Origin of the sequence: Pseudoalteromonas aliena SW19 (assembly GCF_014905615.1) — a bacterium.
Classification (GTDB): domain Bacteria; phylum Pseudomonadota; class Gammaproteobacteria; order Enterobacterales; family Alteromonadaceae; genus Pseudoalteromonas; species Pseudoalteromonas aliena.
Window position 1 is genome coordinate 998517 of the sequence record NZ_AQGU01000025.1, and the last position, 26099, is coordinate 1024615.

The window sequence follows — 26099 nt, forward strand, 5'->3', positions numbered from 1 at the left end:
TTGCTATCATTTATGCCATTGTTTAATTCATTTTATCTATAGGTAAAAGATGAGTGATAGTCAGTTAGTATATTCAACAGATACGGGCAGAATAAGCCAACCAAAGCCAGAAAAAGAGGTCGCTGGTAAGATATTCAAAGACGGTTTTTTACGAATTGAACGCCAGACAAAAGGTCGTAAGGGAAAAGGCGTTATGCTGGTCACAGGTATAGACCCAAAAGAGCATGACCTAAAAAAATTAGCAAAAGTAATTAAAAGTAAAATGGGTCAAGGTGGTGCTGTTAAAGAGGGCGTTATAGAAGTACAAGGTGACGACCGCGATAAATTAAAAGCTATTTTAGAAGGCTTAAAATTTAAAGTAAAAATTGCGGGTGGTTAACCCGCATTTTTATTTAAGTTTTCAATACGCTGAATATTATTTAATTTCTCAAACAAACTAGGAAATTCACGCTCTGGGATCGGCGCACTAAAATAGTAACCTTGCACAACGAAGCAGTTGTTGTTCTGTAAAAATTGAACTTGCTCTATTGTTTCAACACCTTCAGCAACTACATTAATGTTCAACTTTTGTGCCATTGCAATTATAGCCGCCGTAATTTCCATATCATTGGTGTCTTCGGGAATATCTCTTACGAAAGAGCGATCAATTTTTAATATATCAACAGGGAATCGCTTTAAGTAGCTTAGCGACGAATACCCAGTTCCAAAATCGTCTATTGAGATTGAAACGCCTAATGCCTTAAGTTCATGTAATTGTGTGATTGCGGCTTCAACATTACCCATCAACATGCTTTCGGTTAGCTCTAAATGAAGGCGTTTGGCCGACACTCCCGACTTAATAATCATTTTGCTAAGCATGGTAACTAAACTCGCATCTTTAAACTGACGAGCGGACAAATTAATTGAAATATTGTTTTCTCTACCTTGTTCTTTTAACCTAACCGCAAAGTCGCATGACTCTTGTAATACCCACTCGCCTAATTCAACAATTAAACCGGTCGCTTCTGCAATAGGAATAAATTTAGTTGGAGGAATAAGCCCTTCGGTTGGGTGAAACCATCTCAACAAGGCTTCATAACCCATTACCTGTTGATTACGACTATCAACTTGAGGTTGGTAATAAATAACAAACTGTTTTTCTCTTAAGGCTTGGCGTAGTTCATTTTCGATAAATAAACGTTCGTTTGCTGCGGCATCCAATTCTTGGCTATAAAAGTGGAATGTATTACGCCCTTTGGCCTTCGCCTCATACATTGCTAAGTCAGCATGTTTTAAAAGCTGATCTTCTTCTAAGCTATCGTAAGGCGCCATTGTAATACCAATGCTAGCACTTATAATAACTTCATTACTGCTAAGCTTTATAGGAACATTTAACGTTTTTTGGATCGTGTTTGCCACATCTGTTGCATGCTCTTGACTCTCTATTCCACTAAGTAAAACAGCAAATTCATCACCACCAAGGCGTGCAATCGTATCCTCTGCGCGCAGGCGTTTTTTTAATCTGTTTGCAACCTCAACCAAGAGTTGATCCCCAGCATCGTGTCCCAGCGTATCGTTAATGCGTTTAAATTCATCTAAATCAAAATAAAATAATGCAAAAGCGTAATGCCCACGTTCAGCCAGTGCCATAGATTTACGAAGTTGCATTCTAAAAAATGTTCTGTTTGCCAACCCGGTTAATGTATCAAAATAAGCTAGTTGCTCCATTTTTCGCTGGCTTTCTTTTACAAACGAAATATCTTGTGCAGACGCCACATAACTGGTGATTTTACCGCTCTCATCTCGGATTGGCGACACACTAAGGGATACCCAAATTGATTGCTTATCTAAGCCTTGGATAAGGGTATCGCCTCGCCAATAATTGCGACTTCGCAAATCAATATCAATGTCGTCAACCAAAATAGCCATTTCGGTAGCAATAATACTCAACAATGGGGTTCTGTTAAAATGACTCTCTGGGTAACCTGTCATTTCAAGCATTTTGGGGTTTACGTATTCAATAATAAAGTTTTCATTTGTGATCACCACACCAGTACCCGAAAATGCAACCGCTTTGGACAGTCTGTTTGCTGCTTTTTCAGCTATTTCTTTTTCTGTAATGCGTTGAGTTAGGCCATCTATAAGTTTACGGATCTCTACCGTCATATCTCTAAATGAACCATTGAGAGTACCTATCTCATCTTTATTTTCTGGTGGGAACTCTATTTGCAAATTCCCTTTACCAAAATTTGTAACTGCATAAACTAAAGTGTGCAATCTGCGAAGTACAAGTTGATAGAGTGCTTGATGTAATAACAAAGCAACTAAAACAGCGTACATAATAAAGAGTCCAAAAAATTTCAGCTTTAAATCTTGTAACGCTGATAACGTAGATGAACGTTTTTTATAAACACCTATATACCAATCTAATTCATCTATTTTACGGATATTAATAATATGTTCTTCGTCATTTTGCTCAAACGAGTTTGCATATTCAGAAAGATGCATTGTTCTAGCTTCATTAATAATGGCTTGTAATTCGTCATTAACGAAATCTTGCGTGTTAAGTGTTTTCCCTTTACTACCATAGTTAGCTAATAAATTCTGACTAACATCAGGATGTGCTAATAGCTGACCTTTACTATCAAATACAAGTAAATGCTTTTCTTTATCACCAACAGGGAGCTGTGAAATAAGTGTGTTTAACGCTATATCGTTCCCTGTCACGCCCAAAAACTCATTTTCTACATAAATAGGCACTAATAAGCTGATAACCCATTTATTCCACACCTTGTCGTAGTAAACTTTTGACCACTTAGGCTCTTGAGTCGGGTTAATATTTTTTTGAACTGCGTTATAGGTAGTCCCCGTTGTAAAATTAAAGTTTGCAGGTGCATTTAATGCCCAATTAGGTGGGGAGATTCGAATGAAATTGTCTTTTGTGATGAGATAAAAATTAAAAAAATCATGTATTAATGTTGGCGCGATTATTCGCCATAACGATTCTGAATCATTAATTAACTGCTTATAAAAAGGGGAGTAATTTTTTTGGGCTAAATAAGCCGCTGACATACCATCTGCTGATGCACTTCTAATTGTACCGTCATTATTAAATTGCAACTTAGCATTATTACTTAGGTTAATTGATTGTTGTTTTGAAAAAAGCTGTTCGACGACAACACTATTTGCTTGCTCAGCAATATTTACTTTTGTGTTAACTTTTTCGTTAAACTGTTTTACTAATAAATCAGTCGAGCTTTTTAGTACTTCGTGCTCTTCAAATACAAGTTGTTTTTCTTCTGACTTGAGCATTAAGGCAGCAGCGCACACACCCGCAATCAAACAAATTGCAGAAATAAGCAGTGATAATTTTACACTTAAAGAGTTTAATCCAAAGCGTGATGGAGGGCGTCGATACACCACAGGCCAGCCTTATTATTAATAATTATTTTTATTTAAGTCAGTACTACGAAATATACCAGATCAGAACCTTAAATTATAAATTTTTTGTTAACTTTTTCATAAATCGTACTCGCTTAAAAGTAAATACTGATTAGTCTGCTATTAAGTACAAATTACTTAACCTTAACTCGGGTTAAGAGATTTACTAACACATTGAACTATATGATATTTAAATTTATTTTTCTCTAGCCCGAGACTTTCAGTGAAAACAAGACGGATTTACGCGTCAATAGCGGACCAATTGCAAGTAAATTCAACGCAGTTAGCACTGAAAGTAGCTGCTTGAGATAGATTTATTATCCAAAGTTCAGGTTCCTTATTGACATTAAAGACAACACTCCATACATTAACATGATGAATATTATTTACGCTCACACCTTTTTTTCGTTTTTTAGCTTCTTTATATAGAAGAGGCTTCCCTGTTTGTGAGATAAAATCAATCGAATAGTAAAGCCTCCCAACTGGGAGGCTTTTTTGTTTCTGCCGTATAATTCGGCGGATTTTTTTGGAATGAGGAAACCAAAATGACTAATGATGTATTAAATACATTAAGACACGACATAAACGAAATTGATTCTGATCTACTCGTGTTATTAGCAAAACGCCGCCGTATTAGCCATGGAGTTGTAGAGTATAAAATAGCTAATAACAAGCCTATTCGTGATGAAGCACGTGAGCTAGCATTGCTTGAAAAGCTAATTGGCTACGGAAAGTCACTTGGTTTAGATGCTTATTATGTGAATAATGTTTTTCAAACCATCTTAGAAGATTCTGTATTACATCAGCAAGCGATGCTGCAAAAAAACTTAAACCCTGATGCATTAAGCGAAACTCATCGTGTTACTTATTTGGGCGGCCAAGGATCATACAGCCAATTAGCCTGTCATAAATACTTTAGTCGCCGTCCAGGTAAACTTATTGAAATAGGCTGTACATCATTTGATGAAATAACGGCTAAAGTAGAAAACGGCCAAGCTGATTTTGGCTTACTCCCTATCGAAAATACAAGCTCTGGTAGTATTAATGAGGTGTTTGATTTACTACAACATGCGCAAGTATCTATTGTTGGCGAAGTTACCCACAGCGTAGAGCATTGCTTACTCGCAAACCCCGGCAGTGAACTCAGCCAGCTAACTAAAATATTTGCACATCCGCAACCATTTGCTCAGTGTAGTCGATTCTTACAAGGGCTAGGTGACTTACAACACGAAACCTGTGATTCAACATCAAGCGCATTACAGTCAGCTTTAAGCACACCTAATAGCGCCGCAATAGGCTCTGCACAAGCGGGGAAAAACGTAGGGCTTGAGGTTATTAAATCAAACCTAGCAAACCAAAGCGAAAACCATAGCCGCTTTATTGTTGTTGCGCGTAAGCCTCTTCAGGTATCCAATCAAATTCCAACCAAGACCAGCTTAATAATGTCGACAAAACAACAAGCAGGATCGCTTGCTGACGCATTAATGATTTTTAAACAGCACAAAATTAATCTGGTAAAACTAGAATCTCGCCCTACTCCGGGCAACCCATGGGAAGAAGTTTTTTATGTTGACCTAGAGGCGAACCTTGCAGACAATCAAGTAAAAACAGCACTAGAAGAACTTAAAGAGCATACTCAGTACGTGCGTATTCTGGGCTGCTACCAAAGTGAAACGTTACAGGCAGTGAGCGTAAATAGTTAATTGAGTTTAACTTGAAACTACGGGGCCGACAAAGGCCCCAAAGAGCTGCGCATGTTTAGCATTTATGCTGCGTTATCGCCTATTTATGGGGAACATACATCACAGGGTCTCTCTTGCTTAAATAGCAAACAGTCTGCTGAAAATCAAACCACCAAAGTTCAACACGCCCTGAACGTTAATCGAGTACCTTTGCATCATTCGCTTTATTTAATAAACTTCTACTCTGCGTTAAAAAGTGCTGCGTTGAATCAGAAAAATACGCCTTTGCATCAGCAAAGGAAGCTATTAACGCGCTTTTATCTCCCGCTTTTAATTTTGCTAATGTACTAGAAAATGTATCTTGATACTGCGCAAGCAAACTTTCTACATCGTCAAATTGAGCCAACATGATATCCGAATAAAGCTCTGGTGATTGAGCAAATAAACGTCCCACCATCATTAATTCAAGCTGATAAATTGGTGAAGAGCAGCTTCGTAACTCTTCTAACGTATGGCTTTGCTTAGCTAGAAATTGCCCATATACAAAGGTGGTTAAATGGCGCATTACTTGAATAATTTGCATTGCTTCATCGTGCTTTTTCGCATCAAGTTCAACAAGTTGGCAACCCCATACTTGTAACTGCGCTAATAAACCTTTAGCAGCTTGATGATTTCGACCTTCACACACAACTATTGTTTGTTTTACCCAATGGGATATGTCTGGTCCGAACATAGGGTGTAAACCAACCACAGGGCCACTGTGTGCAGCTTTCAGTGCTTTGATCGGCGATTGCTTCACTGATGTTATATCAACAAGTAAACAATCATCATCAAGTTTAGGTAATTTGGCAACTACGGAGTCTAATGCATTAATAGGCACACTCATCATTACCAACTTAGCGCCTTTTAAAATATTTTTCGCATCGCTTTGCTGATCTTTATCTAAAATTTTAACGTCGTAACCTGAGCGAATAAACTGCTGTGCAAATAACTGCCCCATAGCACCTTGACCACCCACGATCACAATGGGCGAAAGTTCTGGCGCTGCACATGCAAGTTTTGCTTGTTGGTTTTGATAGGCTTCTCGCATCATGCGTCTTAGTATATCTTCAACGAGATCTGGGCTTACATTTTTATTTATTGCTTCTTGTCGTCTTGCCGCTAATAGCTCTGCTTCACGAACAGGTGCATGTAAAGGCGCACCCGTTTGTTGTTTTATCTCACCAATTTTTTGCGTAATACCGTTGCGTTTAGCGAGTAAAGCAACCAGCTGTGCATCGCATTCATCTATACCTGCTCTTAGCTGTGCTAAATCATTTATGTCAGCCACGTTCATACCACCTTAAAAAACAAATAACGTAAATATAAATTTACATAAAAGTAAACTAATCAATACGATAAATACTAACAGGATCGATGAACTGAGAAAAGATTAATCCCAAAATTTTACGGGTAATGAAAGCTAGATGAAGAGTTAAGAGTTAAGAGTTAAGAAAATAATATCACAAAAACCAAAACGGGTTGCAACCCGAAGGATGCAACCCGTTTTTTTGCGTTGATAAACAGCGCGTATTAGTTAAGTTTTTCTCTAATACGTGCAGATTTACCAGAACGCTCACGTAGATAGTAAAGCTTAGCACGGCGAACTGCACCGCGACGCTTAACTGTTACGCTATCAATAAGAGGGCTGTGCGTTTGGAATACACGCTCAACACCTTCACCGTTCGAAATCTTACGAACAGTAAATGCTGAGTGAAGACCACGATTACGCTTAGCGATTACAACACCTTCAAAGGCCTGTAGACGCTCTTTAGCACCTTCTTTTACTTTTACCTGTACAACCACTGTATCACCAGGGCCGAATGTAGGTACGTCTGTTTTAAGCTGCTCATCTTCAAGCGCTTTAATAATATTTTGGTTTACTTTTGCCATTATGTTTCTCACTTTCCTAGGTGTAACTGTCTTCTAGCCACAAGCTTTTTGGTACTCTTGCTGAAATTTCGCGAGTAATACCGCTTGCTCCTCAGTCAGAGCTAGGTTATGCAACAAGTCAGGACGTCGTAACCAAGTTCTGCCTAATGACTGCATAAGCCGCCATTTTGCTATCTTTTGGTGGTTGCCACTGAGTAATACAGCAGGAACCTGTTTGTCGTCCAATGTTTCTGGTCGTGTATAGTGTGGACAATCTAACAAGCCATCCGAAAACGAATCTTGTTCTGCTGACTGGTTATGACCTAACACGCCTGGCACTAATCGCGCTACTGCGTCAATTAATGTCATGGCAGGTAGTTCACCACCACTCAAAATAAAATCACCAATTGACCATTCTTCGTCAACATATGATTCTATTATTCTCTCATCTATACCTTCATAGCGACCGGCAATCAAAATCAGTTTTTTAGAACTTGCGAGTTCGCTTGCTCCTTGCTGATCAAGTTTGCGCCCTTGTGGGGACATATAAATTACTTTAGCACCATCACCTGCCGCTTTTTTAGCGTCAAGAATGGCTTTTTTTAATGGTTCAACCATCATTAACATACCAGGTCCGCCCCCGTAAGGGCGATCATCCACTGTTCTATGCTTATCTAAAGCGTAATCCCGTGGATTCCAACAGTTAAAATCAATTAAACCACTTTTTACTGCGCGACCGGTAACCCCTTGCTGGGTAATTGCATCAAACATGTCTGGAAAAAGGCTTATCACCCCTACCCATAATGAACTAGTTTGCGTCATTAAAACCCAGGATCCCAGTCTACGGTAATTTCTCTTGCATCGTATTTAACGTCTTTAATAACTGAATCAGTTAAAAAAGGAATTAAACGCTCAGCTTGACCAAATGCGTCTTTACTGTTTGCTTTCACAACTAGTACGTCATTTGATCCTGTCTCCATTAGGTCATCAACAATGCCTAAGTCATAACCTTTATCAGTTACAACGGACATGCCAATGAGATCTCGCCAATAAAACTCACCTTGCGGGAGTTCTGGTAATTGCGCTGAATCCATTGAGATTTCGGCATGGGTATAAGCCATAGCTTCGTCTCGGTCGTTTACCTGCGCAAATTTAGCGATAAAGCCTTTGTTGTGGCGACGCCAGTCGACCACTTCTAAGGACTGCCATTTACCTTGCTGCCCTATCAACCACGGGCTGAAATCGAAGATCCCTATGGGATCATCAGTAAATGAATGTACCTTAAGCCAGCCCTTTATACCATATGGGGCACCGAGCTTTCCTACGACAATTATTGATGAGGTGTTCTCTTGACTCATGGTTACACTTACGCCTATTAAGCCGCTTTACGAGCGTCTTTTACTAACTTAGCTACGCGATCTGAAAGAGATGCGCCCTGACCTACCCAGTGTTCAACACGTGGTAAATCTAAACGAATTTTTTCTTCTTGACCTGCAGCAATTGGGTTAAAAAAGCCTACTTTCTCGATGAAGCGACCGTCACGCGAGAAACGGCTATCCGCAACCACAATTTGATAGAAAGGGCGTTTTTTAGCGCCACCACGTTGCAAACGAATAGTTACCATACCGTCCTCTATAAAGATTGACTGTTTTCATTAATAAGATTTACTCCCCAGAATGGGGAGCTGGGGAATTGTACGAGTTTTTGGCAATAACGCAAGTAAGAAGTGAACCAAAAAGACAGTTTAGTAGGTTAAATTGTGATCTGAACGAGGAAATAGGATTAACTATGTACAATACGCATAATTTATTCAATAAAAAAGGAGCAATTTGCTCCCTTTTTATTGAATATGATTTTTATTTTAAAAATAGCGCTGAGCTAATTTTAAAATTTAGGCCCACCGCCTCCCATCATTCCTGGAGGTAACATGCCTTTCATACCGCGCATCATTTTCATCATGCCGCCTTTACCTTTCATCTTTTTCATCATTTTTTGCATTTGCGTAAACTGCTTGAGCAACTTATTGATCTCTTGCACTTGTGTACCAGAGCCCGCTGCGATACGTTTTTTACGCGAACCTTTAATGATTTCAGGACGAGCACGTTCTTTTTTCGTCATAGAGCTAATAATTGCTTCCATTTGAATGAACGTTTTATCACCCATTTGCCCTTTAACTGCATCGGGTAAATTAGACATACCAGGCAGTTTATCAAGCATTGACATCATGCCGCCCATGCTTTTCATTTGTTTAAGTTGATCGGCAAAATCGTCAAGCGTAAAACCTGCACCTTTAAATACTTTTTCCGCAACTTTGGCAGCCTGCTCTTTATCGACTTTCATCTCGACTTCTTCGATTAATGAAAGTACATCACCCATACCTAAAATACGCGACGCTATACGGTCCGGATGAAAAGGTTCTAATGCATCAGTACGCTCACCCACACCCATAAATTTAATCGGTTTACCCGTGATATGGCGAATAGATAAAGCGGCACCACCACGCGCATCACCGTCGGTCTTTGTTAATATAACACCGGTAAGTGGTAATGCTTCGTCAAATGCTTTTGCTGTATTGGCGGCATCTTGGCCTGTCATTGCATCAACAACAAATAATGTTTCAATTGGGTTGATTGCTTTATGAAGATCTTTAATCTCATCCATCATGTCACTATCGACATGTAAACGACCAGCGGTATCAACAAGTACTACATCGATAAATTTCTTTTTTGCATGAGAGATAGCAGCTGTTGCAATATCTACCGGCTTTTGCGAGATATCACTTGGGAAAAAATCAACATCAACTTCAGCAGCAAGTGTTTCCAACTGCTTGATTGCCGCTGGGCGGTATACGTCGGCACTGACTACAAGCACCGATTTTTTCTTACGCTCTTTTAAAAACTTAGCTAGTTTTGCAACACTCGTGGTTTTACCTGCACCTTGAAGACCTGCCATCATTACAACCGCTGGCGGTTGTGCATTTAAACTCAGCTCTTCATTGGCTTCACCCATTGCTTTTTCAAGTTCTTCGCGTACGATTTTTACGAATACTTGGCCTGGGCTTAAACTTTTAGTAACTTCCACACCAACGGCGCGTTCTTTTACTTGTTTTACAAAATCACGAACAACAGGCAACGCCACATCGGCTTCTAAAAAAGCCATACGCACTTCACGAAGAGTGTCTTTAATGTTGTCTTCTGTTAGGCGGCCTCGACCACTGATATTTTTTAAGGTTTTACCTAATCGTTCTTGGAGGTTCTCAAACATGTATCGGTTCCGATAAGACGTTATATCAATCTAATCACACGACCGCTTAGTCTGGTCGTTCAATTAACAATATTGATATTATTAAATTTGAATTAAAAACAGTATACCGTAAATGGTGGCGGACAATACAGTGTTCAAGTGCTAGTAGTTGAGTTTCTTTTTTTAAGGTCTATGCATTTGCTTTGCTATAAAATACAATGGCTACATAACAACAAGAATTTTTTGACTCAAATTAAGTGGCCCAAGCATTATGCTGATTATTAGTTTAACTATTATTGCCAGTTTATTTTATGTGCTAGCAACGTCTCACGTGCTTTCACGACTATTTCACCAACAAGGCCCGAGCCAAAAAGTCACCATAGTACTGAGTACGGTTGCTATATTGGCGCATATGCTATTGTTGGTAAACTCTGTTTTTCGTGCCGACGGCCAAGATTTAAGTATCGTTAATGTGGCTTTACTAACCTGCTGGGTTATCGTTGTATCCGTCACGGCCGTATCGTTAAAGTTTCCTGCAACCTTGTTACTCCCTGTTGTATATGGTTTTGCCGCATTATTAAGCATTGCAAGCTTATTTATCCCTCACCACTTGCTTTTGCAAAGCTTGCAAGTTGAAATTGGCTTAGTCACTCATATTTCTTTATCTTTACTGGCATATTGTATTTTAATTATTGCTACTTTATACGGGGTTCAGTTTTACTTTATTGATAAGCGTTTAAAACGTAAAGATTTAGCCATAGTGCATAGTCATTTACCACCTCTTATGGTTGTTGAGCGCCAACTATACCAACTGCTTAACTTAGGTACTGTACTACTTACTTTTGCATTAATATCTGGCTTTGTTTTTCTGGATGGGATGTTTGCAAAAGAATTTATCCACAAAACGATACTATCTTTGCTCGCTTGGGTAATATTTGCTGTCGTTGCATTAGGTCATATGAAAAAAGGATGGAGAGGAAAACCCGTTGTTATTACCATCATGGTCGCTGCATTTATCCTCACACTTGCTTATTTTGGCAGCCGTTTCATACAAGAAGTGGTACTTAATAAGTTTTAACTTGACTCTGCAAGCTCACTCTAGCTTAATACGCATTGATTTATAAGAAAAGGATCCATCGTTGGACGACATATCGACAAGTACCCTATTTATCATTTTAGGTTTATTGGTACTTTTTTCTGCTTATTTTTCCGGTTCAGAAACTGGGATCATGTCAATCAATCGTATACGCCTGCGACATCTTGCTAAACAAGATCATCGTGCAGCTAAGCGAGTCAGTAAATTACTCAGCCGTCCAGATAGATTAATTGGTTTAATTTTAATCGGCAATAACCTAGTCAATATAGCAGCGGCGCAAGTTGCCACTATTATTGGTATACGTTTATATGGTGATTTAGGTATCGCTATTGCTACAGGTGCACTCACACTTGTTGTGCTGATATTTGCCGAGGTGACTCCTAAGACACTTGCCGCTTTATATCCTGAAAAAGTTGCTTTTCCAAGTTCAATAATACTCAAAGGGTTACTTAAAATTCTATTCCCTTTTGTTGTTGTTATTAACTGGATGACTAATGGAATACTGCGGTTATTTGGTATTAGTGCCGCTCAAATTGACGAACACAGCATGAGTAAAGAAGAATTAAAAACAGTGGTAAACGAATCCGGTGCTCTATTACCCGCCCGTCACCAAAGCATGCTAACTTCAATTTTAGATTTAGAACAAGTTACCGTTGAAGATATTATGATCCCACGCAACGAAATTGTGGCGATAGATATAAATGACGACTGGAAACTAATTAGCCGCCAGCTTACGCACTCTCAACATACACGCGTATTACTTTATCGAGATAATATTGACGATGCTGTTGGGTTTATTCATTCGCGTGATGCGCTTAGACTACTTACAAAAGAGCAATTTGATAAACCATCACTATTGCGTGCGGTTCGTGAAATTTACTTTATACCTGAAGGTACTTCGCTCAATACGCAACTTTTAAAATTCCAACAATCTAAAGAACGTATTGGTTTGGTGGTTGACGAATACGGTGACATTCAAGGTTTAGTTACACTCGAAGATATTCTTGAAGAAGTAGTTGGTGACTTTACAACAACGCAAACACGCACACCAAGTGAAGAAGTTACCACTCAAACAGATGGTTCTTTTATTGTTGATGGTGGTGCTAACGTTCGCGATTTAAACAAAGAAATGGGTTGGGAATTTCCGCTCGATGGCCCTAAAACACTTAGCGGCTTAATTGTTGAGTATTTAGAAGACATTCCTGATGCCAACATTAGTTTACGTATTGCTGGTTACCCTGTTGAAGTGCTCGAAGTAAAAGAGAACATGATTAAACAGGTAAAAATACAGCCTAGTAAGCGAACCCGTTAAAACAAAAAAGGAGCCATTTGGCTCCTTATTTAAACTGTTTTTCTATTACGTAAATAGCCGTTCCAACCAACCTTTATCAAGTTCATCTTCACATCGCTTTAATTGCGCACCATAACGGCTTGCTCTGTTTTTTACCTTATTAGCTACGCCCATTAGCCACTTTTTTTTCTTGTAAGTACCACGTTTGTAGCCGCCCCACCCTTCATGATAATTAAGGTATTGTGCGTAAGCATCCCATTTAGAAATACCATTCACTTTGTGAGTTTTATAAACAAACCATGCCATAAAATCAATTGCATCATCGAAGTCGTCCCGATCTGCGCCACTGTTACCCGTCTCTCTAATATAATCAGACCACGTAGGCGTTTTGGCCTGTGAATAACCATAAGCATCACTGGCACGACCCGTTGGGATTATCCATAAAAAATATTCCATCGGTGGGGCTGCGTCGTGTTTAAACGAGCTTTCTTGATACATCATACTCATGAGTACGTGCTTTGGAGAGCCCCACTTTTCTTGAGCGTCTTTTGCGTCGTAATACCAATCTGACTTTTCTTCAAAAATTTTACAAATATCATTAGGTTGCTTTGGAGGAGCTGTTGCACAGCCAGCTATAGTCAGCACTAGAGATAAAATAATTGTGTTTTTTTTCATATTTTAAGATCTCACTGAACTTTTATAAAATGTGTAGGTCTGATTTTATAATGCAGCAGTACAGCATTGTTTCATCCCTGAAGAATATTTACGCAGCCACTTAAGGGCTGCGTTTTTTTATTTTAACTAACAGCCAATTATTTCCCTTTAAAATACGCATCCAAAAATTCAGTAAACGATTGCGTATCAGCCCCTTCAATCGCTGCCTGAGCCTCATTAGACTCTACAACTTGTTGCTCCAACCAAGGCTTTAAAAACTCACTGTACTGGGCCTCAGCATGGTTTTTCCTATACTTATTAGCCAACGCTAAAGCAAAATGTCCATTATCTAAACCAGACTCTTTTAGTTCTGCCACATAACGCCCCGAATAGGTCAATGCTGGGTTATGGATCCATGTAGCCATCCGCTTTACTGTACTTGAGTAATAATCAACACCGTAAGCATTATCCATCCACACAGCTACTTCACTTAATTGAGAAAATATCTCATCTCCCCATGATTGAAGACTACGTGATTCATTATTAAAGTTAAGCATGAGCCCTTCTTCGCGACCCTGATTTACAACCGTATCGAGGTTTTCAGTGCTACACGCTTGTTCTTTCCAATCCATTTGTGGTGAATTTTTTAATAAGCAATACGTCAAAAAAACATCTAGAAAGTGAATCTGCTCTATATCAATACCCACTTCGCTAAATGGGTTTACATCTAGTGCGCGAATTTCAATATACTCAATACCCGCTCTAAGTAATGCATCTGTTGGCGTTTCACCATTTTTAGCATTGCGTTTAGGGCGTATAGGTGAATAAAATTCATTTTCGATTTGCAGTATATTTTTATTTAGTTGCTTAGGTGCTGTACTCGTATAATCATCAAGATTACTGTAAATGTCTGATGGCGTATTAATTGCTTTCTTAAGCCCTGCTACATACTCATCAAGCGAATTATACATAACACGTAAAGATGATTGTGCGCTATTTGTATACCCTAGGTTACCTAAACGCAGCGCAGTGCCCACCTCTAAATAAAGTGTGCCTTTGCCCAGTTTTTTGAAGGGTAACTCTGTTTTTCGCCCTTGTAAAAATGAGCTGCATAAAGCCGGTGATGCACCAAATAGATAACTAATTAACCATAGTTCGCGCTTAAAGTTTCGGATAAGTGCTAAATAACCATCAGAAATAAAATCTTGCATGCTTGCATTGCTTTGTTCTAGCGAATGAAGCGAGTGCCACAAGGTATCTGGAAAAGAAATATTAAAATGCACACCCGCGATGGCTTGCATCATACTACCGTAGCGATTTTTTAACCCTTCACGATAGAGTGTTTTCATTTTACCTGTATTGGAACTGCCAAATTGAGCTAAAACAATATCATCTTGATGCTCGATAAAGCATGGCATACTAATAGGCCAAAGCAGTTCATCACCCATTTTTTCTAGCGTAAACTTTTGTAAATCTTTTAATTGCTTAAGAGTTTGCGACGACGAATCACTAACAGGGGTGATAAACTCAAGTAATGACTCAGAAAAGTCAGTTGTAATATGACCGTTAGTTAACGCACTACCCACACCTTTAGGGTGCCCTTTAGGAGATATCACGCCATTACTTTGTATTCTTAGCGACTCTCGTTCAATGCCACGTTTAATGCCTTTAACTGCGTTGTGGTGCTTTTCAGCTGATAACGCATTAAGCGCATTTGTTAAATCATGTGTTGTCAAAAATATTTCCTCGGGCCACGTGGCTTAATCATAGGGTTATGGGGGCTAGTCACTTATTACTCAAGATTAAATTGCTAAGAACGATACAATTTTTTACCAATGATCGTTTGCCCTGTTTTGAAGGTACGCGTGATATGAATTACACCATGCAATAAATCGTAATACTGCCACTGCTCTTAACATTATACAATTGCTTTGCACGGGCAATTAACCAATTTCTAGTAAAACATATTAGGCCGTGCTGACTTTTCGTAATTAATTCTTCAGCTAACAGTTTGGTATTTAGGCAAGGCAGAGGCTATGCAGTGTGGTTATCCCCCATAAATAGGCGATTAGAATAAATGCCAAACATACGCTACCCATTGGGTTTCCCCTAGAGGCGATTAACTCTTTGTTGCCTAAACGGATGTAGGTTAACCTTAGTATTAAGTTAGCCGCTTAATAGACCAGAATTTAGATAAAAATAATTCAAAGCACTTTCAATAATTATAATTTAATTTAAAAAGACTTGATGTAGATCATAAAAGTGTAAGATATAAATTGTAAGCAGGTATAGATTGGTTCGATTTTTTGCTTTGTACCCAGTAAGCAATATAATAGCGACAACATTAAAGGATGACAGTAAATACAATGCGCAATAATAAAAGCTTAATAAATGAAGAGGTTCACTTTGATGAATCACAAGAGCTCGTTTCCACAACGGATCTCAGAGGTGTAATTACATACGCTAATCAAGAGTTTTGTGCTATCGCAGGATATAGTCCAGAAGAGCTAATGGGTAAAAACCATAATATTGTACGTCATCCAGATATGCCGAAGGCGGCATTTAAAGAAATGTGGACAATACTAAAGCAAGGTCACTCTTGGCGAGGCATGGTAAAAAATCGCTGCAAAGATGGACGCTACTACTGGGTAGATGCCTTTGTGACGCCAATTTTTGAGCACGGGCAATTGATCGGCTATCAATCAGTAAGAAGTAAAGCAAGTGAACAACTTAAACAACGCGCCCAGCACCTTTACAATAAAATAAACGCGGGTAAATCACTGTTCAACCTTCGCGAGCAAACAAATCTTAGACAAGGTATTACACTTATTGGCTTAATCGCTTGGTTAGTTTCTGTTGCTTTATTGGCCTCTTGGAGTGCTGCGTTAATTAATTCACTTGTGTGTGTTTTAGTTATAGCGCTAAATTATGATGAATTAATTGCCACCCCCAAGATATTAAACACACAAAAAGCAAATTTCGATTCGGTCTCTCGCTACATTTTTAGTGGAAGTAATCCACATAGTGTGAGTGATTATAGAGAGCAAATGCTTAGCGCAAAATTACGAACTGTACTTGGCAGAATGAGAGATTCAACGCTGAATTTCAATAATATAGCGATACACCTAGATGAACAATCAACACTAACGGAAAAAGGTATCGCCTCACAAGGACAGCGCTTAGAACAAATAGCCTCGGCAATGCTACAAATGAGTTCAACTATTGGTGAAATATCTAATAATACTCACCATACAGCTGATAAAGTAAATCTTACGCATCAAAGTTGTTCTGATATAAAACAACATATTGCTGGCAATAGCTCGATGGTATCTGACTTAGCGACACAAGTAGAACAAGCAGCTACAACAGCAAATAGTTTAGCTTCTGAAGCGGATAAGATCGGCCAAGTAATGAGTGAGATTGAGGGTATTGCCGAACAAACCAACTTGCTTGCGCTTAATGCCGCTATCGAAGCCGCTCGTGCTGGTGAACATGGACGTGGCTTTGCCGTTGTGGCTGATGAAGTGCGTGCACTTTCATCTCGTACTCAAAATGCAACAGCTCAGATTCATAGCTCAATAAAAGAAATCCAAGACACATTATTTAGCTGGTCTAAAATAATGCAAGATACTAAAACACAAGCCGATAGTTGCGTTAGCACAACAGATCAAACTCAAGTAGAGCTTGATGGTATATTTTTGCAAATAAGCGAAATATCTCAACTAGCGACTCAAATATCTGCTGCTGCAGAAGAACAACAAGTTGTTAGTAGTGACATTGGTGGCAACGTAACACAGATTAAAGAGCTTGGTGACGATAACTTAAACTTGAGCTTTAATGTTGCAAAAGGAGCCGCTGAGCTAGTTGAGGGCTCACGTAAGGTAAATGATCTTTTACTTACTTTTACTGCCAAATAACAATTAACTTTAAACTGCCTCTAAGTTCTACGCATTGTTTTCTTTTGAACTGGGCCCTATACGGGCCTTTTTTTATAAAAGAAATACCTTACGTGGTTATTCCCTATAAATAGGCGATAACGTGGAATAAAAGCCAAACATGCGCTGTCCTTTGGATTTTTTCTAGGGACAATTAACTCTTTGTTGCTCAATTTTTACTTAGCCTAGCTCTTTGTTATCTATAAAGGAAAGAAGTAATATTGAGTTATATCGGACATAAATTACATAGCTACCGTAATTAAAGCCCGATAAATTTAATTCCTCCAGTCAGGCTAATAATGCCTATTCGCTGGTAATACTTAATTAAAAAGATTTAATCTGACGCAAGTGGTGTTAAAAACTTCTGATATACAACTGCATGACGTAAGAGGTAGAGCAATGCAAGAGTAATTACCGAGAGCAACTAAATAACGAGGTTTCTTCCTTGTTATCAACAAGATTTTCTTACCTCAAAATAACTCACTTAATTAATACCAATCTGCATAAATCTTTGATCAATTTAACGAATTAAATTGCACTATAACGTCTTTAAAAATTTTTTATTTAGAACAACTAGATACAAAAATTTTTGCCTAGTTCTAGCGTAATTTTCTTAACGTTAAATAGACCCCATATATAAGCAGATTGGTATAAGTGGATCAATACAAAAGGCTTGTATTTAGATACCACGAAAATTAGTTAAAAAAAATGGGCTATAAATTAGCCCATCTTTTATTAACAACTTTTGATAGCCATTAAAGCTATAACTTACTCAATTCTAAACTTAGCCGTCGCATCTAGCAGATTATCCGATAAGTAATGTAGGTTTTTAGCTACATCACGTACTGCTAGCAATGAATCCATGGTGTCTTCAAATGACACATGCATATTAGATACATTCTCAACAACCATAGCGGCAACAGAGGTCTGTTCTTCAGTCGCAGCTGCAATCTGTGAGTTCATACCATTAATTTCTAGCATCTGCTCTGCTATTTTTTCAATTGAGATACCTGTTTTCTCAGCAGCGGTCGCGTTGTCAGTTGCCATATCACGAGCCGAAGTCATTGCTGTAACAGACTCATTAGCTGCTTTAGTTAGTGCGCCTAATAGTTCACGAATTTCATTAGTAGAATGCGCTGTACGAGAAGCAAGCTCACGAACTTCATCAGCAACAACGGCAAAACCACGACCATGTTCACCAGCACGTGCAGCTTCAATTGCAGCATTAAGCGCTAATAAGTTAGTTTGATCAGCAATTGAAGTAATTACGTTCAAAATTTGTGACACATTTTTTGTATCATCTGCAAGTTTATTGATTGTTGTAGCTGCTTGATTTATTTCATCGCTAAGAGTGCGAGAAGCGGTTACAGACATTTGTACTTGAGAGCGGCTTTGTTCTACTTCTTTTTCTGCAGTTTGAACCGCATGTGAAGCATTACCTGCTGATTGAGATATATCGCCAACACTCTGCTTCATTTCTTCCATTGACTGCTTGACAATTTCTGCGTCAGTGGTTTGCTTTGTTGTAGCTTTTTCGGCTTGCTCCATGCCTTGCATTAACCGTGTTGAGTTTTCCATTAACGGCTCACATACCGCAATTACTTCAAGTACAGTATCTTTAAGTAAGGCTATAAACGCATTAAAGTTAATTGACACTTGCCCGATTTCATCTTCTGAGTTTACTGCTAACTGCGTACTTAAAGAACCCTTACCGCTTGCAAGTAAGCTTAAGTTATTTGCGGCATCACTCGCTGATGAACCGATCCCTTTGGCAATCCAAATAGCCATAAACAAAAGCAACGTTAGAGATACAACTGCAACAACAAGCATCAAAGTGAGGGCATCATCTGAGCGAGAGCGGGTATTCCCTACCAATTCAAAAAATCTGTCATCCGCTTTTTGCTGTGCACCTTTAAAACTTTCTAACACTGAGCTATATAGAGTTGTTTTTAATTTAGCTTGCTGCTGTATTTTACTAAAATCAGCTCCGCCATTAACCATTCCGTTTGCAATGCTAGAAGATATTCTTTCGTAATTAACGAGTTCTTTTTTTGTTGTGCTATTAACGAAAGAAGGATTTATCTGTTCTATCAACTCTATGTTTGATTCAAGCATTTTATAAGTATCATTTGCTTTTATAACAAGCTCTTGCTCACCAAATGTTACTGCTTGGGTGTATAACTCATCAAGTTTTTCTAAAAGGGTTACATTTGATGAGGTTAGTTTTACGACTTTGTAAGATGACTTCTCCATTTCATCAAGCGACACTCTGTTATCATTCATCGCAAAGTAATTGATCAAAACGATCATTAGAAATGCAATAACAGCTATGCTCGTTATCGCATGTATTTTTTTAGTAATACTTAAATTTTGAAAAGAGAAGCCTGAAGCCATACTGTTTACCCTATTTTATTGTCTAGATCTATTATCGGCTCAATACCTATAAGTGTTAACTATATTTTTAATATTTCTAGTTTTTTTATGCTTTTTTTGAAATTAAGTGTAATTAGCAACAGCTAAATGTTCAAAAAACGCTCTAATTCAAATTTCAGTAAAAAAAAACCAGTAACATTGCTGTTACTGGCTTATTAATTTGGTGCGGATGGGGGGACTTGAACCCCCACGCCCGAAAGCACCACCCCCTCAAGGTGGCGTGTCTACCAATTCCACCACATCCGCATTTCAACTTTTACGTAACTGTTAAATTTAATGATTTATTTGAGGAATATAAATCGTTTAACAATTAATTATTAATTAGGTACATCTGAATTTTTATCTTGAGTAATTGTCACTGGCACATCTTCTTCAACAGGAATTACTGTTTCAGCTGACGGTGCTTTTTGTAAAATTTCCCACTCATCGGTTTTTTTGATCTGACTTGCTGTAAGGTTGCCTAAAACAATACTCAAAACAAAAAACACAGTGGCTAAACTTGTTGTTGTTTTTGTCATAAAGTTACCTGCACCTGATGAACCAAAAACAGTCCCAGAAGCGCCAGCACCAAATGATGAACCCATATCTGCGCCTTTACCTTGTTGGATTAAAACCATACCAACTAGAGCTAAAGCAACTACTAAATAAACTACTAATAAAATTTCGTACATCTTATAGGGTTCCTTTCGCACTTTCACAGATCGCAGAAAATGAATCTGCTTTTAAACTAGCACCGCCAATAAGGCCACCGTCTATATCTGTTTGTGCAAATAATAATTCGCTATTTTTTTCATTTACGCTACCACCATACAAAATGGTAAGCCCTTGTGCTAAATCACTATCTAGTGCAGCAATTTTATCACGGATAAATTTATGAACGTTTTGCGCCTGTTCTGGCGATGCCGTTTTACCTGTGCCAATGGCCCAAACGGGCTCGTATGCTATCACAGAATCTTTTAATGCTGCTACACCTAATTTCTCAATTACAGCATCTATTTGTGCAGCAACTACAAGTTCTGTTTTACCATTCTCTTGCTCAGATTCACTTTCCCCTACACATAAAATAGGAGTCAAACCGACTTGTTGAGCACGTGAAAACTTTTCAGCCACAGTACTATTGCTTTCATTGTAAATACTTCTTCGTTCAGAGTGCCCCACTAGCACATACTCTGCCCCTAAGTCTTTAACTAGTTGTGCATCAACTTCACCTGTAAAAGCACCAGGTTTATACTCAGAAATAGTCTGAGTTCCAGTAGATACACCACTTGCAATAAGCGCTGAAACTAATGGGAACGGAGGAAATAATACAACGTCTATCTTTTTAGATTTAACATTGTTAATAGCGTCAGACATTTGCTTAACTAGTTCTAAAGAACCATTCATTTTCCAATTGCCTGCGACCATCGCTTTGCGTATTGCCATTTTTCCACTCCACATTAGAAAACGGGCGAGATATTAACTTTTATCGCCCAAAGATACAAGCGGTTATTGTTATCAATCAGTGTGTTTGCTCATAGATTCAACAACAGCTGCGATTTTTTGCGCACTATCGATTACAATCTTTTCTTGTTCTGCTTCAACCATAACGCGAACAACTGGCTCGGTTCCTGATTTACGAAGTAATACACGCCCTTTTTCACCTAATGTTTGCTCTACTTCAGCAACAGCTGCCAGCACTTCAGATGATTTGGTTGGATCTGTTCCTGGCGTATAACGCACATTAATCATTTTCATTGGGTATTTTGTAAAGCCTGCCCCCAAATCTTGTAATGTACGATTTTGTGCAACCATTGCAGCTAATACCTGTAAACTTGAAATGATACCATCACCCGTGCTTATTAAATCAAGATTTAGAACGTGACCAGAGCTCTCTCCACCAATTTTCCAGCCTTTTTGCTGTAGCAGCTCCATTACATATCGGTCACCCACTTTACTGCGTTCAAACTCGATTCCTTTAGCTTTTAAGGCATTTTCTAAACCCATGTTAGACATTACAGTACCAACAACACCACCACCTAGGTTATCATCTTGAGCAGCCTGACAAGCAATGATATAAACTAAATCATCGCCATCAAATACACGACCATTGTGATCAACCATCATCACACGGTCGCCATCTCCATCATAAGCAATACCAACATCAGCCTTTAACTCAAGCACTTTGCGTTTTAAGGTATCTACATGTGTAGCGCCACACTCATGATTGATATTTACACCATTGGGTTCACATGCGTGGGTTATTACTTCTGCGCCTAATTCACGCATAACTGAGGGTGCAATGTGATAGGTGGCACCATTAGCACAATCAACAACTACTTTTAAACCTTCTAGCGACAACCCTTGTGGAAACTGGCTTTTACAAAACTCAATGTAACGGCCATCAGCGCTAGGCAAACGACTCGCTTTACCTAGCTTGTCTGAAGCAACACACGTCATTGGCTCATCTAACATAGCTTCAATTTGAAGCTCAACAGCATCATCGAGCTTTAGGCCTTGCCCATTAAAGAACTTAATACCATTATCATAATATGGATTATGTGAAGCACTAATTACAATCCCTGCTTCAGCGCGAAACGTCTGTGCTAAATATGCAACAGCAGGCGTCGGCATAGGGCCAAGTAATATAACATCAATACCGGCAGCAATTAAGCCAGCCTCAAGTGCTGTTTCAAGCATATACCCTGAAATACGTGTATCTTTACCTATGATTACTTTTTTAGTACCGCTTTGAGATAACACTCGTCCTGCAGCCCAACCTAATTTCATCGCAAATTCAGGGTTAATTGGTGAAGTGCCTACCAATCCGCGCACACCATCTGTGCCAAAATATTTTCTTTCTTTCATTATAAAATTCCTTGTGTGCAGGCTTGATATACATTGAGTACGTCTGCAGTTTCTTTTACGTCATGTACACGAATAATTTTTGCACCATTTTGCGCTGCAATTAACGCGCCTGCTAGGCTGCCTGCTAATCGCTCGTTTATGTCTCTATTTAACAAATTACCTATCATCGATTTACGTGATAACCCTGCCAACAATGGCAAATCAAATTTATTAAAATCATCAAACTTAGCTAATATTTCATAGTTATGAGCAAGCGTTTTACCAAACCCAAAACCAGGATCTAGAATAAGTTGTTCTAACTTAATTCCCGCTGTTTCACAGGCTTTAATACGCCGAGTAAAAAATGTGTTGATATCGGCAAATAAATCATCGTAATGAGGGGCTGATTGCATACTACGAGGTTGTCCTTGCATATGCATTAAGCAAATAGCTACATCTTCAAACTGAGAAACGACCTCTAACGCTCGGTGTTCTTGTAGTGCGCGAACATCATTAACAATATCTGCTCCTGCTAATATTGCTTGCTCCATTACTTGCGCTTTACTTGTATCTATTGAGATAATACAGTCACTTTGCTCACGAATTACTCTTATGACTGGAATTACTCGGGCAAGTTCCTCTTCAAGCGTTACATCGGGGGCACCTGGGCGAGTAGATTCTCCCCCTATATCTAAAATTTGCGCTCCATCATCTAATAATTGCATCGCACGCTTTAACACTTCAGCAGGCTTTAAAAATTGCCCACCATCAGAAAACGAATCCGGCGTTACATTCAATATCCCCATAATAACGGTTTTTTCAAGATTGAGTGTACGCCCTCTTGGAAGAGTTAATGTGCTAGTCATTGCCAACCTTTATTTTTTTCTAAATCGCTGATACAAAAAAGCCCCGAAGTTCGGGGCTTTCATTAACTATTTTAACGATTATTCAGCTTTATCATCAAGGTTTGTTTCATCTTTTTTTGATGAATCATCCAATTTTTGACTTTCATCACTAACAGGCTCTTGAGGTTCTTCTACTTTTGCAGGTTTTGCTTCGTGGCGATCGTGTGCATCACGAGGTTCACGAACTTCCTGACGCGCCATTAAATCATCAATTTGCTTAGCATCAATAGTTTCATATTTCATCAGCGCATCTTTCATTGAGTGAAGAATATCAATGTTTTCTTTTAATATTTCTTCTGCTCGTTGATAGTTACGATCAGATAGTAATCGAACTTCTGCATCTATTACTTTTGCTGTATCATCCGACATGCTTGATGAACGGCTACTGCCACCGCCCATGTACATTTCGTTTTGATCTTCAGCGTAAAGTAACGGGCCTAGTTTTTCACTTAAACCCCAATGCGTAACCATTTTACGCGCTATGTCTGTAGCTCGCTCAATATCGTTACTTGCACCCGTTGTTACTTTATCAGCACCATAAATAAGTGCTTCAGCAATACGACCACCATAGAGGCTAGAAATCATCGATTCTAAAAGCTCTTTTGAATGGCTAACGCGATCTTGTTCTGGTAGATACATTGTTACACCGAGCGCTCGGCCACGTGGAATAATAGATACTTTATAAACAGGATCATGCTCTGGCACCATACGGCCAACAATTGCATGGCCTGCTTCGTGGTAAGCTGTCATCTCTTTCTCTTGCTCGCTCATCACCATGGTCTTGCGCTCAGCACCCATCATGATTTTATCTTTAGCAGCATCAAACTCAGCCATACTCACAACACGCTTATTACCACGTGCTGCGTAAAGCGCAGCTTCATTTACTAAGTTTGCTAAATCAGCACCTGAGAAACCTGGCGTACCACGTGCTATAAGAGCCGCTTCTACGTTATCGCCTAATGGCACTTTACGCATGTGTACTTTAAGTATTTGCTCACGACCACGAATATCAGGTAAACCTACTTCAACTTGACGGTCAAAACGACCTGGACGAAGTAATGCAGGGTCTAATACATCTGGTCGGTTAGTTGCTGCGATAACGATGATACCTTCGTTACCACCAAAACCATCCATTTCTACAAGCATTTGGTTAAGTGTTTGCTCACGTTCGTCGTTACCGCCGCCCATACCAGCACCACGTTTACGACCAACAGCGTCAATCTCATCGATAAAGATAATACAAGGCGCTGCTTTTTTAGCTTGCTCAAACATGTCGCGCACACGTGATGCACCAACACCTACGAACATTTCAACAAAGTCTGAACCAGAAATTGTGAAAAATGGGACTTTCGCCTCACCGGCAACCGCTTTTGCAAGGAGTGTTTTACCAGTACCAGGTGGGCCGACCATTAGTACGCCCTTAGGAATACTACCGCCTAGCTTTTGGAATTTTGATGGGTCACGTAAAAAGTCTACCAGTTCGGTAACATCTTCTTTTGCTTCATCACAACCTGCAACATCAGCAAAGGTTGTTTTAATTTGGTCTTCGCTCATTAAGCGCGCTTTGCTCTTACCAAACGACATAGCCCCTTTACCACCACCGCCTTGCATTTGACGCATGAAGAATATCCATACACCAATAAGCAGTATCATCGGGAACCAAGAAATAAATATACTTGCTAAAAACGATTGTTCTTCAGGTTTAACACCCTTCACAATGACATCGCCTTTAAGTAAGTCATTTAAAATGTCTTTATCGTAAATTGGCATAATCGTTTGAAAACGCTCGCCACTGGATTTAGTGCCAGTGATTGTGCCACTGGTACTTTCAATTGCCACTTCTTGTATAGAGCCATTTCGGGCATCTTTAACAAATTGACTGTAGCTTGTTTGACGATCTACTTGATCGCCGCCATTAAAGCTCTGAAAGACTGACATCAGCACAACTGCAATGACCAGCCATAGTATTAAATTTTTCGCCATATCGCTCAAGGGGTTAACCTCTTGTATCCAATTAATTTAAATTCAACTAAACGCCAAGCAACTGTACTACAGTTTGTATCCAGTCGCTACTATATATACTTCCCGAGAACGGGCACGCGAGGCATCAGGTTTACGTATTTTCACTACTTTAAAACTATTACGTACGTCTTGTAAGTATTGATCAAAGCCTTCACCTTGGAATACTTTTACAATAAATGCGCCATTTTTCTTTAGTACTTGATTACACATGTCTAGTGCAAGCTCTACCAAATACATACTACCAGCTTGATCAACTGAATTATTACCACTCATATTTGGTGCCATGTCAGAGAATACCACATCAACATTTTTACCATCAATGCGTTTTAATAACGCATTTAATACCGCCTCCTCACGAAAATCACCTTGTAAAAAGTCAACACCGGCAAGAGAGTCCATTGGTAAAATATCACACGCTATTACCTGACCTTTATCACCCACTTTTTCAGCTAGATATTGAGACCAACTACCAGGAGCCGCACCTAAATCAACTACGGTCATACCTGGACGCAGTATTTTATCTCTATTTTGGACTTCATCTAATTTAAAAACGGCTCTAGAACGCCAGCCTTTTTTTTGCGCTTCTTGAACATATTTATCATCAAAATGTTCTTTCAGCCATCGCTGTGAACTGGCTGACTGTTTTTTATTTGTCATAAATTAACACGCAACTAATTAGTAATA

General features: G+C 39.0%; 21 protein-coding genes, 1 tRNA gene and 1 other annotated feature. Of the genes, 5 read left to right on the top strand and 17 right to left on the bottom strand.

All coding sequences use genetic code 11. The annotated features are described in order from the left end of the window. Window positions 1-49 precede the first annotated feature (49 nt). Window positions 50-379: an SUI1 family translation initiation factor gene (locus tag PALI_RS10070; protein ID WP_077538598.1), complete on the top strand. Its 330-nt coding sequence runs from the start codon at window positions 50-52 to the stop codon at window positions 377-379. On the opposite strand, the gene PALI_RS10075 is transcribed toward PALI_RS10070, so the two are convergent. Further along, window positions 376-3402 carry a bifunctional diguanylate cyclase/phosphodiesterase gene (locus PALI_RS10075; protein ID WP_193155743.1) on the bottom strand — a complete coding sequence of 1009 codons (3027 nt, stop codon included), beginning with the start codon at window positions 3400-3402 and terminating at the stop codon, window positions 376-378. The two genes, PALI_RS10070 and PALI_RS10075, sit on opposite strands and share 4 nt — an antisense overlap. Before the next feature lie 402 nt (window positions 3403-3804). Then, window positions 3805-3920, top strand: a sequence feature (Phe leader region). Between the two features lie 45 nt (window positions 3921-3965). Between PALI_RS10075 and PALI_RS10080 the strand changes: the two genes are divergently transcribed. Then, complete coding sequence (locus PALI_RS10080) at window positions 3966-5123, top strand: chorismate mutase (RefSeq protein WP_193155744.1); 1158 nt, start codon at window positions 3966-3968, stop codon at window positions 5121-5123. Between the two features lie 175 nt (window positions 5124-5298). Here the strand turns inward: PALI_RS10080 and tyrA are convergent, their stop codons facing one another. From tyrA to ffh, 6 genes are all read right to left on the bottom strand, one after another. Next, complete coding sequence (tyrA, locus tag PALI_RS10085) at window positions 5299-6432, bottom strand: bifunctional chorismate mutase/prephenate dehydrogenase (RefSeq protein ID WP_193155745.1); 1134 nt, start codon at window positions 6430-6432, stop codon at window positions 5299-5301. A gap of 242 nt (window positions 6433-6674) precedes the next feature. Beyond that, window positions 6675-7034 (bottom strand): 50S ribosomal protein L19, encoded by a 360-nt coding sequence (gene rplS / locus PALI_RS10090; RefSeq protein ID WP_007378355.1) that lies wholly within the window; start codon window positions 7032-7034, stop codon window positions 6675-6677. A 33-nt stretch (window positions 7035-7067) separates the two neighbouring features. Continuing rightward, window positions 7068-7835, bottom strand: coding sequence for a tRNA (guanosine(37)-N1)-methyltransferase TrmD (gene trmD, locus PALI_RS10095; protein WP_193155746.1), 768 nt, complete (start codon window positions 7833-7835; stop codon window positions 7068-7070). Continuing rightward, window positions 7835-8371: a ribosome maturation factor RimM gene (rimM, locus tag PALI_RS10100; RefSeq protein WP_007378357.1), complete on the bottom strand. Its 537-nt coding sequence runs from the start codon at window positions 8369-8371 to the stop codon at window positions 7835-7837. Before rimM ends, trmD begins: the two co-directional genes overlap by 1 nt. 17 nt (window positions 8372-8388) lie before the next feature. After that, window positions 8389-8637 (bottom strand): 30S ribosomal protein S16, encoded by a 249-nt coding sequence (rpsP, locus tag PALI_RS10105; protein ID WP_011327633.1) that lies wholly within the window; start codon window positions 8635-8637, stop codon window positions 8389-8391. 260 nt (window positions 8638-8897) lie between these two features. Further along, window positions 8898-10277 carry a signal recognition particle protein gene (gene ffh, locus PALI_RS10110; RefSeq protein WP_077538606.1) on the bottom strand — a complete coding sequence of 460 codons (1380 nt, stop codon included), beginning with the start codon at window positions 10275-10277 and terminating at the stop codon, window positions 8898-8900. Window positions 10278-10527: 250 nt separating this feature from the next. On the opposite strand from ffh, the gene PALI_RS10115 reads away from it, so the two are divergent. Continuing rightward, entirely contained in the window at window positions 10528-11334 is an 807-nt protein-coding gene (locus PALI_RS10115) for a cytochrome C assembly family protein (RefSeq protein WP_077538607.1), read from the top strand. A gap of 61 nt (window positions 11335-11395) precedes the next feature. Then, complete coding sequence (locus PALI_RS10120; protein WP_138585703.1) at window positions 11396-12664, top strand: HlyC/CorC family transporter; 1269 nt, start codon at window positions 11396-11398, stop codon at window positions 12662-12664. Between the two features lie 45 nt (window positions 12665-12709). Here the strand turns inward: PALI_RS10120 and PALI_RS10125 are convergent, their stop codons facing one another. Together PALI_RS10125 and gshA are read right to left on the bottom strand one after the other, a co-directional pair. Beyond that, window positions 12710-13318, bottom strand: coding sequence for a transglycosylase SLT domain-containing protein (locus PALI_RS10125; protein ID WP_193155747.1), 609 nt, complete (start codon window positions 13316-13318; stop codon window positions 12710-12712). Between the two features lie 137 nt (window positions 13319-13455). Continuing rightward, a complete protein-coding gene (gene gshA, locus PALI_RS10130) occupies window positions 13456-15033 on the bottom strand; it encodes a glutamate--cysteine ligase (RefSeq protein WP_193155748.1) in 1578 nt (525 codons plus the stop codon). Window positions 15034-15663: 630 nt separating this feature from the next. On the opposite strand from gshA, the gene PALI_RS10135 reads away from it, so the two are divergent. Further along, on the top strand, window positions 15664-17214 hold the full coding sequence (locus PALI_RS10135; protein WP_193155749.1) for a methyl-accepting chemotaxis protein: 1551 nt from the start codon (window positions 15664-15666) through the stop codon (window positions 17212-17214). 786 nt (window positions 17215-18000) lie between these two features. Here the strand turns inward: PALI_RS10135 and PALI_RS10140 are convergent. From PALI_RS10140 to rlmE, 8 genes are all read right to left on the bottom strand, one after another. Continuing rightward, window positions 18001-19626, bottom strand: a complete 1626-nt coding sequence (locus tag PALI_RS10140) for a methyl-accepting chemotaxis protein (RefSeq protein WP_077538610.1) — start codon at window positions 19624-19626, stop codon at window positions 18001-18003. A 200-nt stretch (window positions 19627-19826) separates the two neighbouring features. After that, window positions 19827-19911, bottom strand: a tRNA-Leu gene (locus tag PALI_RS10145). Between the two features lie 71 nt (window positions 19912-19982). Further along, on the bottom strand, window positions 19983-20336 hold the full coding sequence (gene secG, locus PALI_RS10150; protein WP_193155750.1) for a preprotein translocase subunit SecG: 354 nt from the start codon (window positions 20334-20336) through the stop codon (window positions 19983-19985). A 1-nt stretch (window position 20337) separates the two neighbouring features. Next, window positions 20338-21087 carry a triose-phosphate isomerase gene (gene tpiA / locus PALI_RS10155; RefSeq protein ID WP_193155751.1) on the bottom strand — a complete coding sequence of 250 codons (750 nt, stop codon included), beginning with the start codon at window positions 21085-21087 and terminating at the stop codon, window positions 20338-20340. Between the two features lie 72 nt (window positions 21088-21159). Next, window positions 21160-22509: a phosphoglucosamine mutase gene (gene glmM / locus PALI_RS10160; protein ID WP_193155752.1), complete on the bottom strand. Its 1350-nt coding sequence runs from the start codon at window positions 22507-22509 to the stop codon at window positions 21160-21162. Further along, window positions 22509-23354, bottom strand: coding sequence for a dihydropteroate synthase (gene folP / locus PALI_RS10165; RefSeq protein WP_193155753.1), 846 nt, complete (start codon window positions 23352-23354; stop codon window positions 22509-22511). The genes glmM and folP overlap by 1 nt, the downstream gene beginning before the upstream one ends. A gap of 78 nt (window positions 23355-23432) precedes the next feature. Continuing rightward, window positions 23433-25376: an ATP-dependent zinc metalloprotease FtsH gene (gene ftsH, locus PALI_RS10170; protein ID WP_226894537.1), complete on the bottom strand. Its 1944-nt coding sequence runs from the start codon at window positions 25374-25376 to the stop codon at window positions 23433-23435. A gap of 66 nt (window positions 25377-25442) precedes the next feature. Further along, complete coding sequence (gene rlmE / locus PALI_RS10175) at window positions 25443-26072, bottom strand: 23S rRNA (uridine(2552)-2'-O)-methyltransferase RlmE (RefSeq protein ID WP_193155755.1); 630 nt, start codon at window positions 26070-26072, stop codon at window positions 25443-25445. Window positions 26073-26099 lie beyond the last annotated feature (27 nt).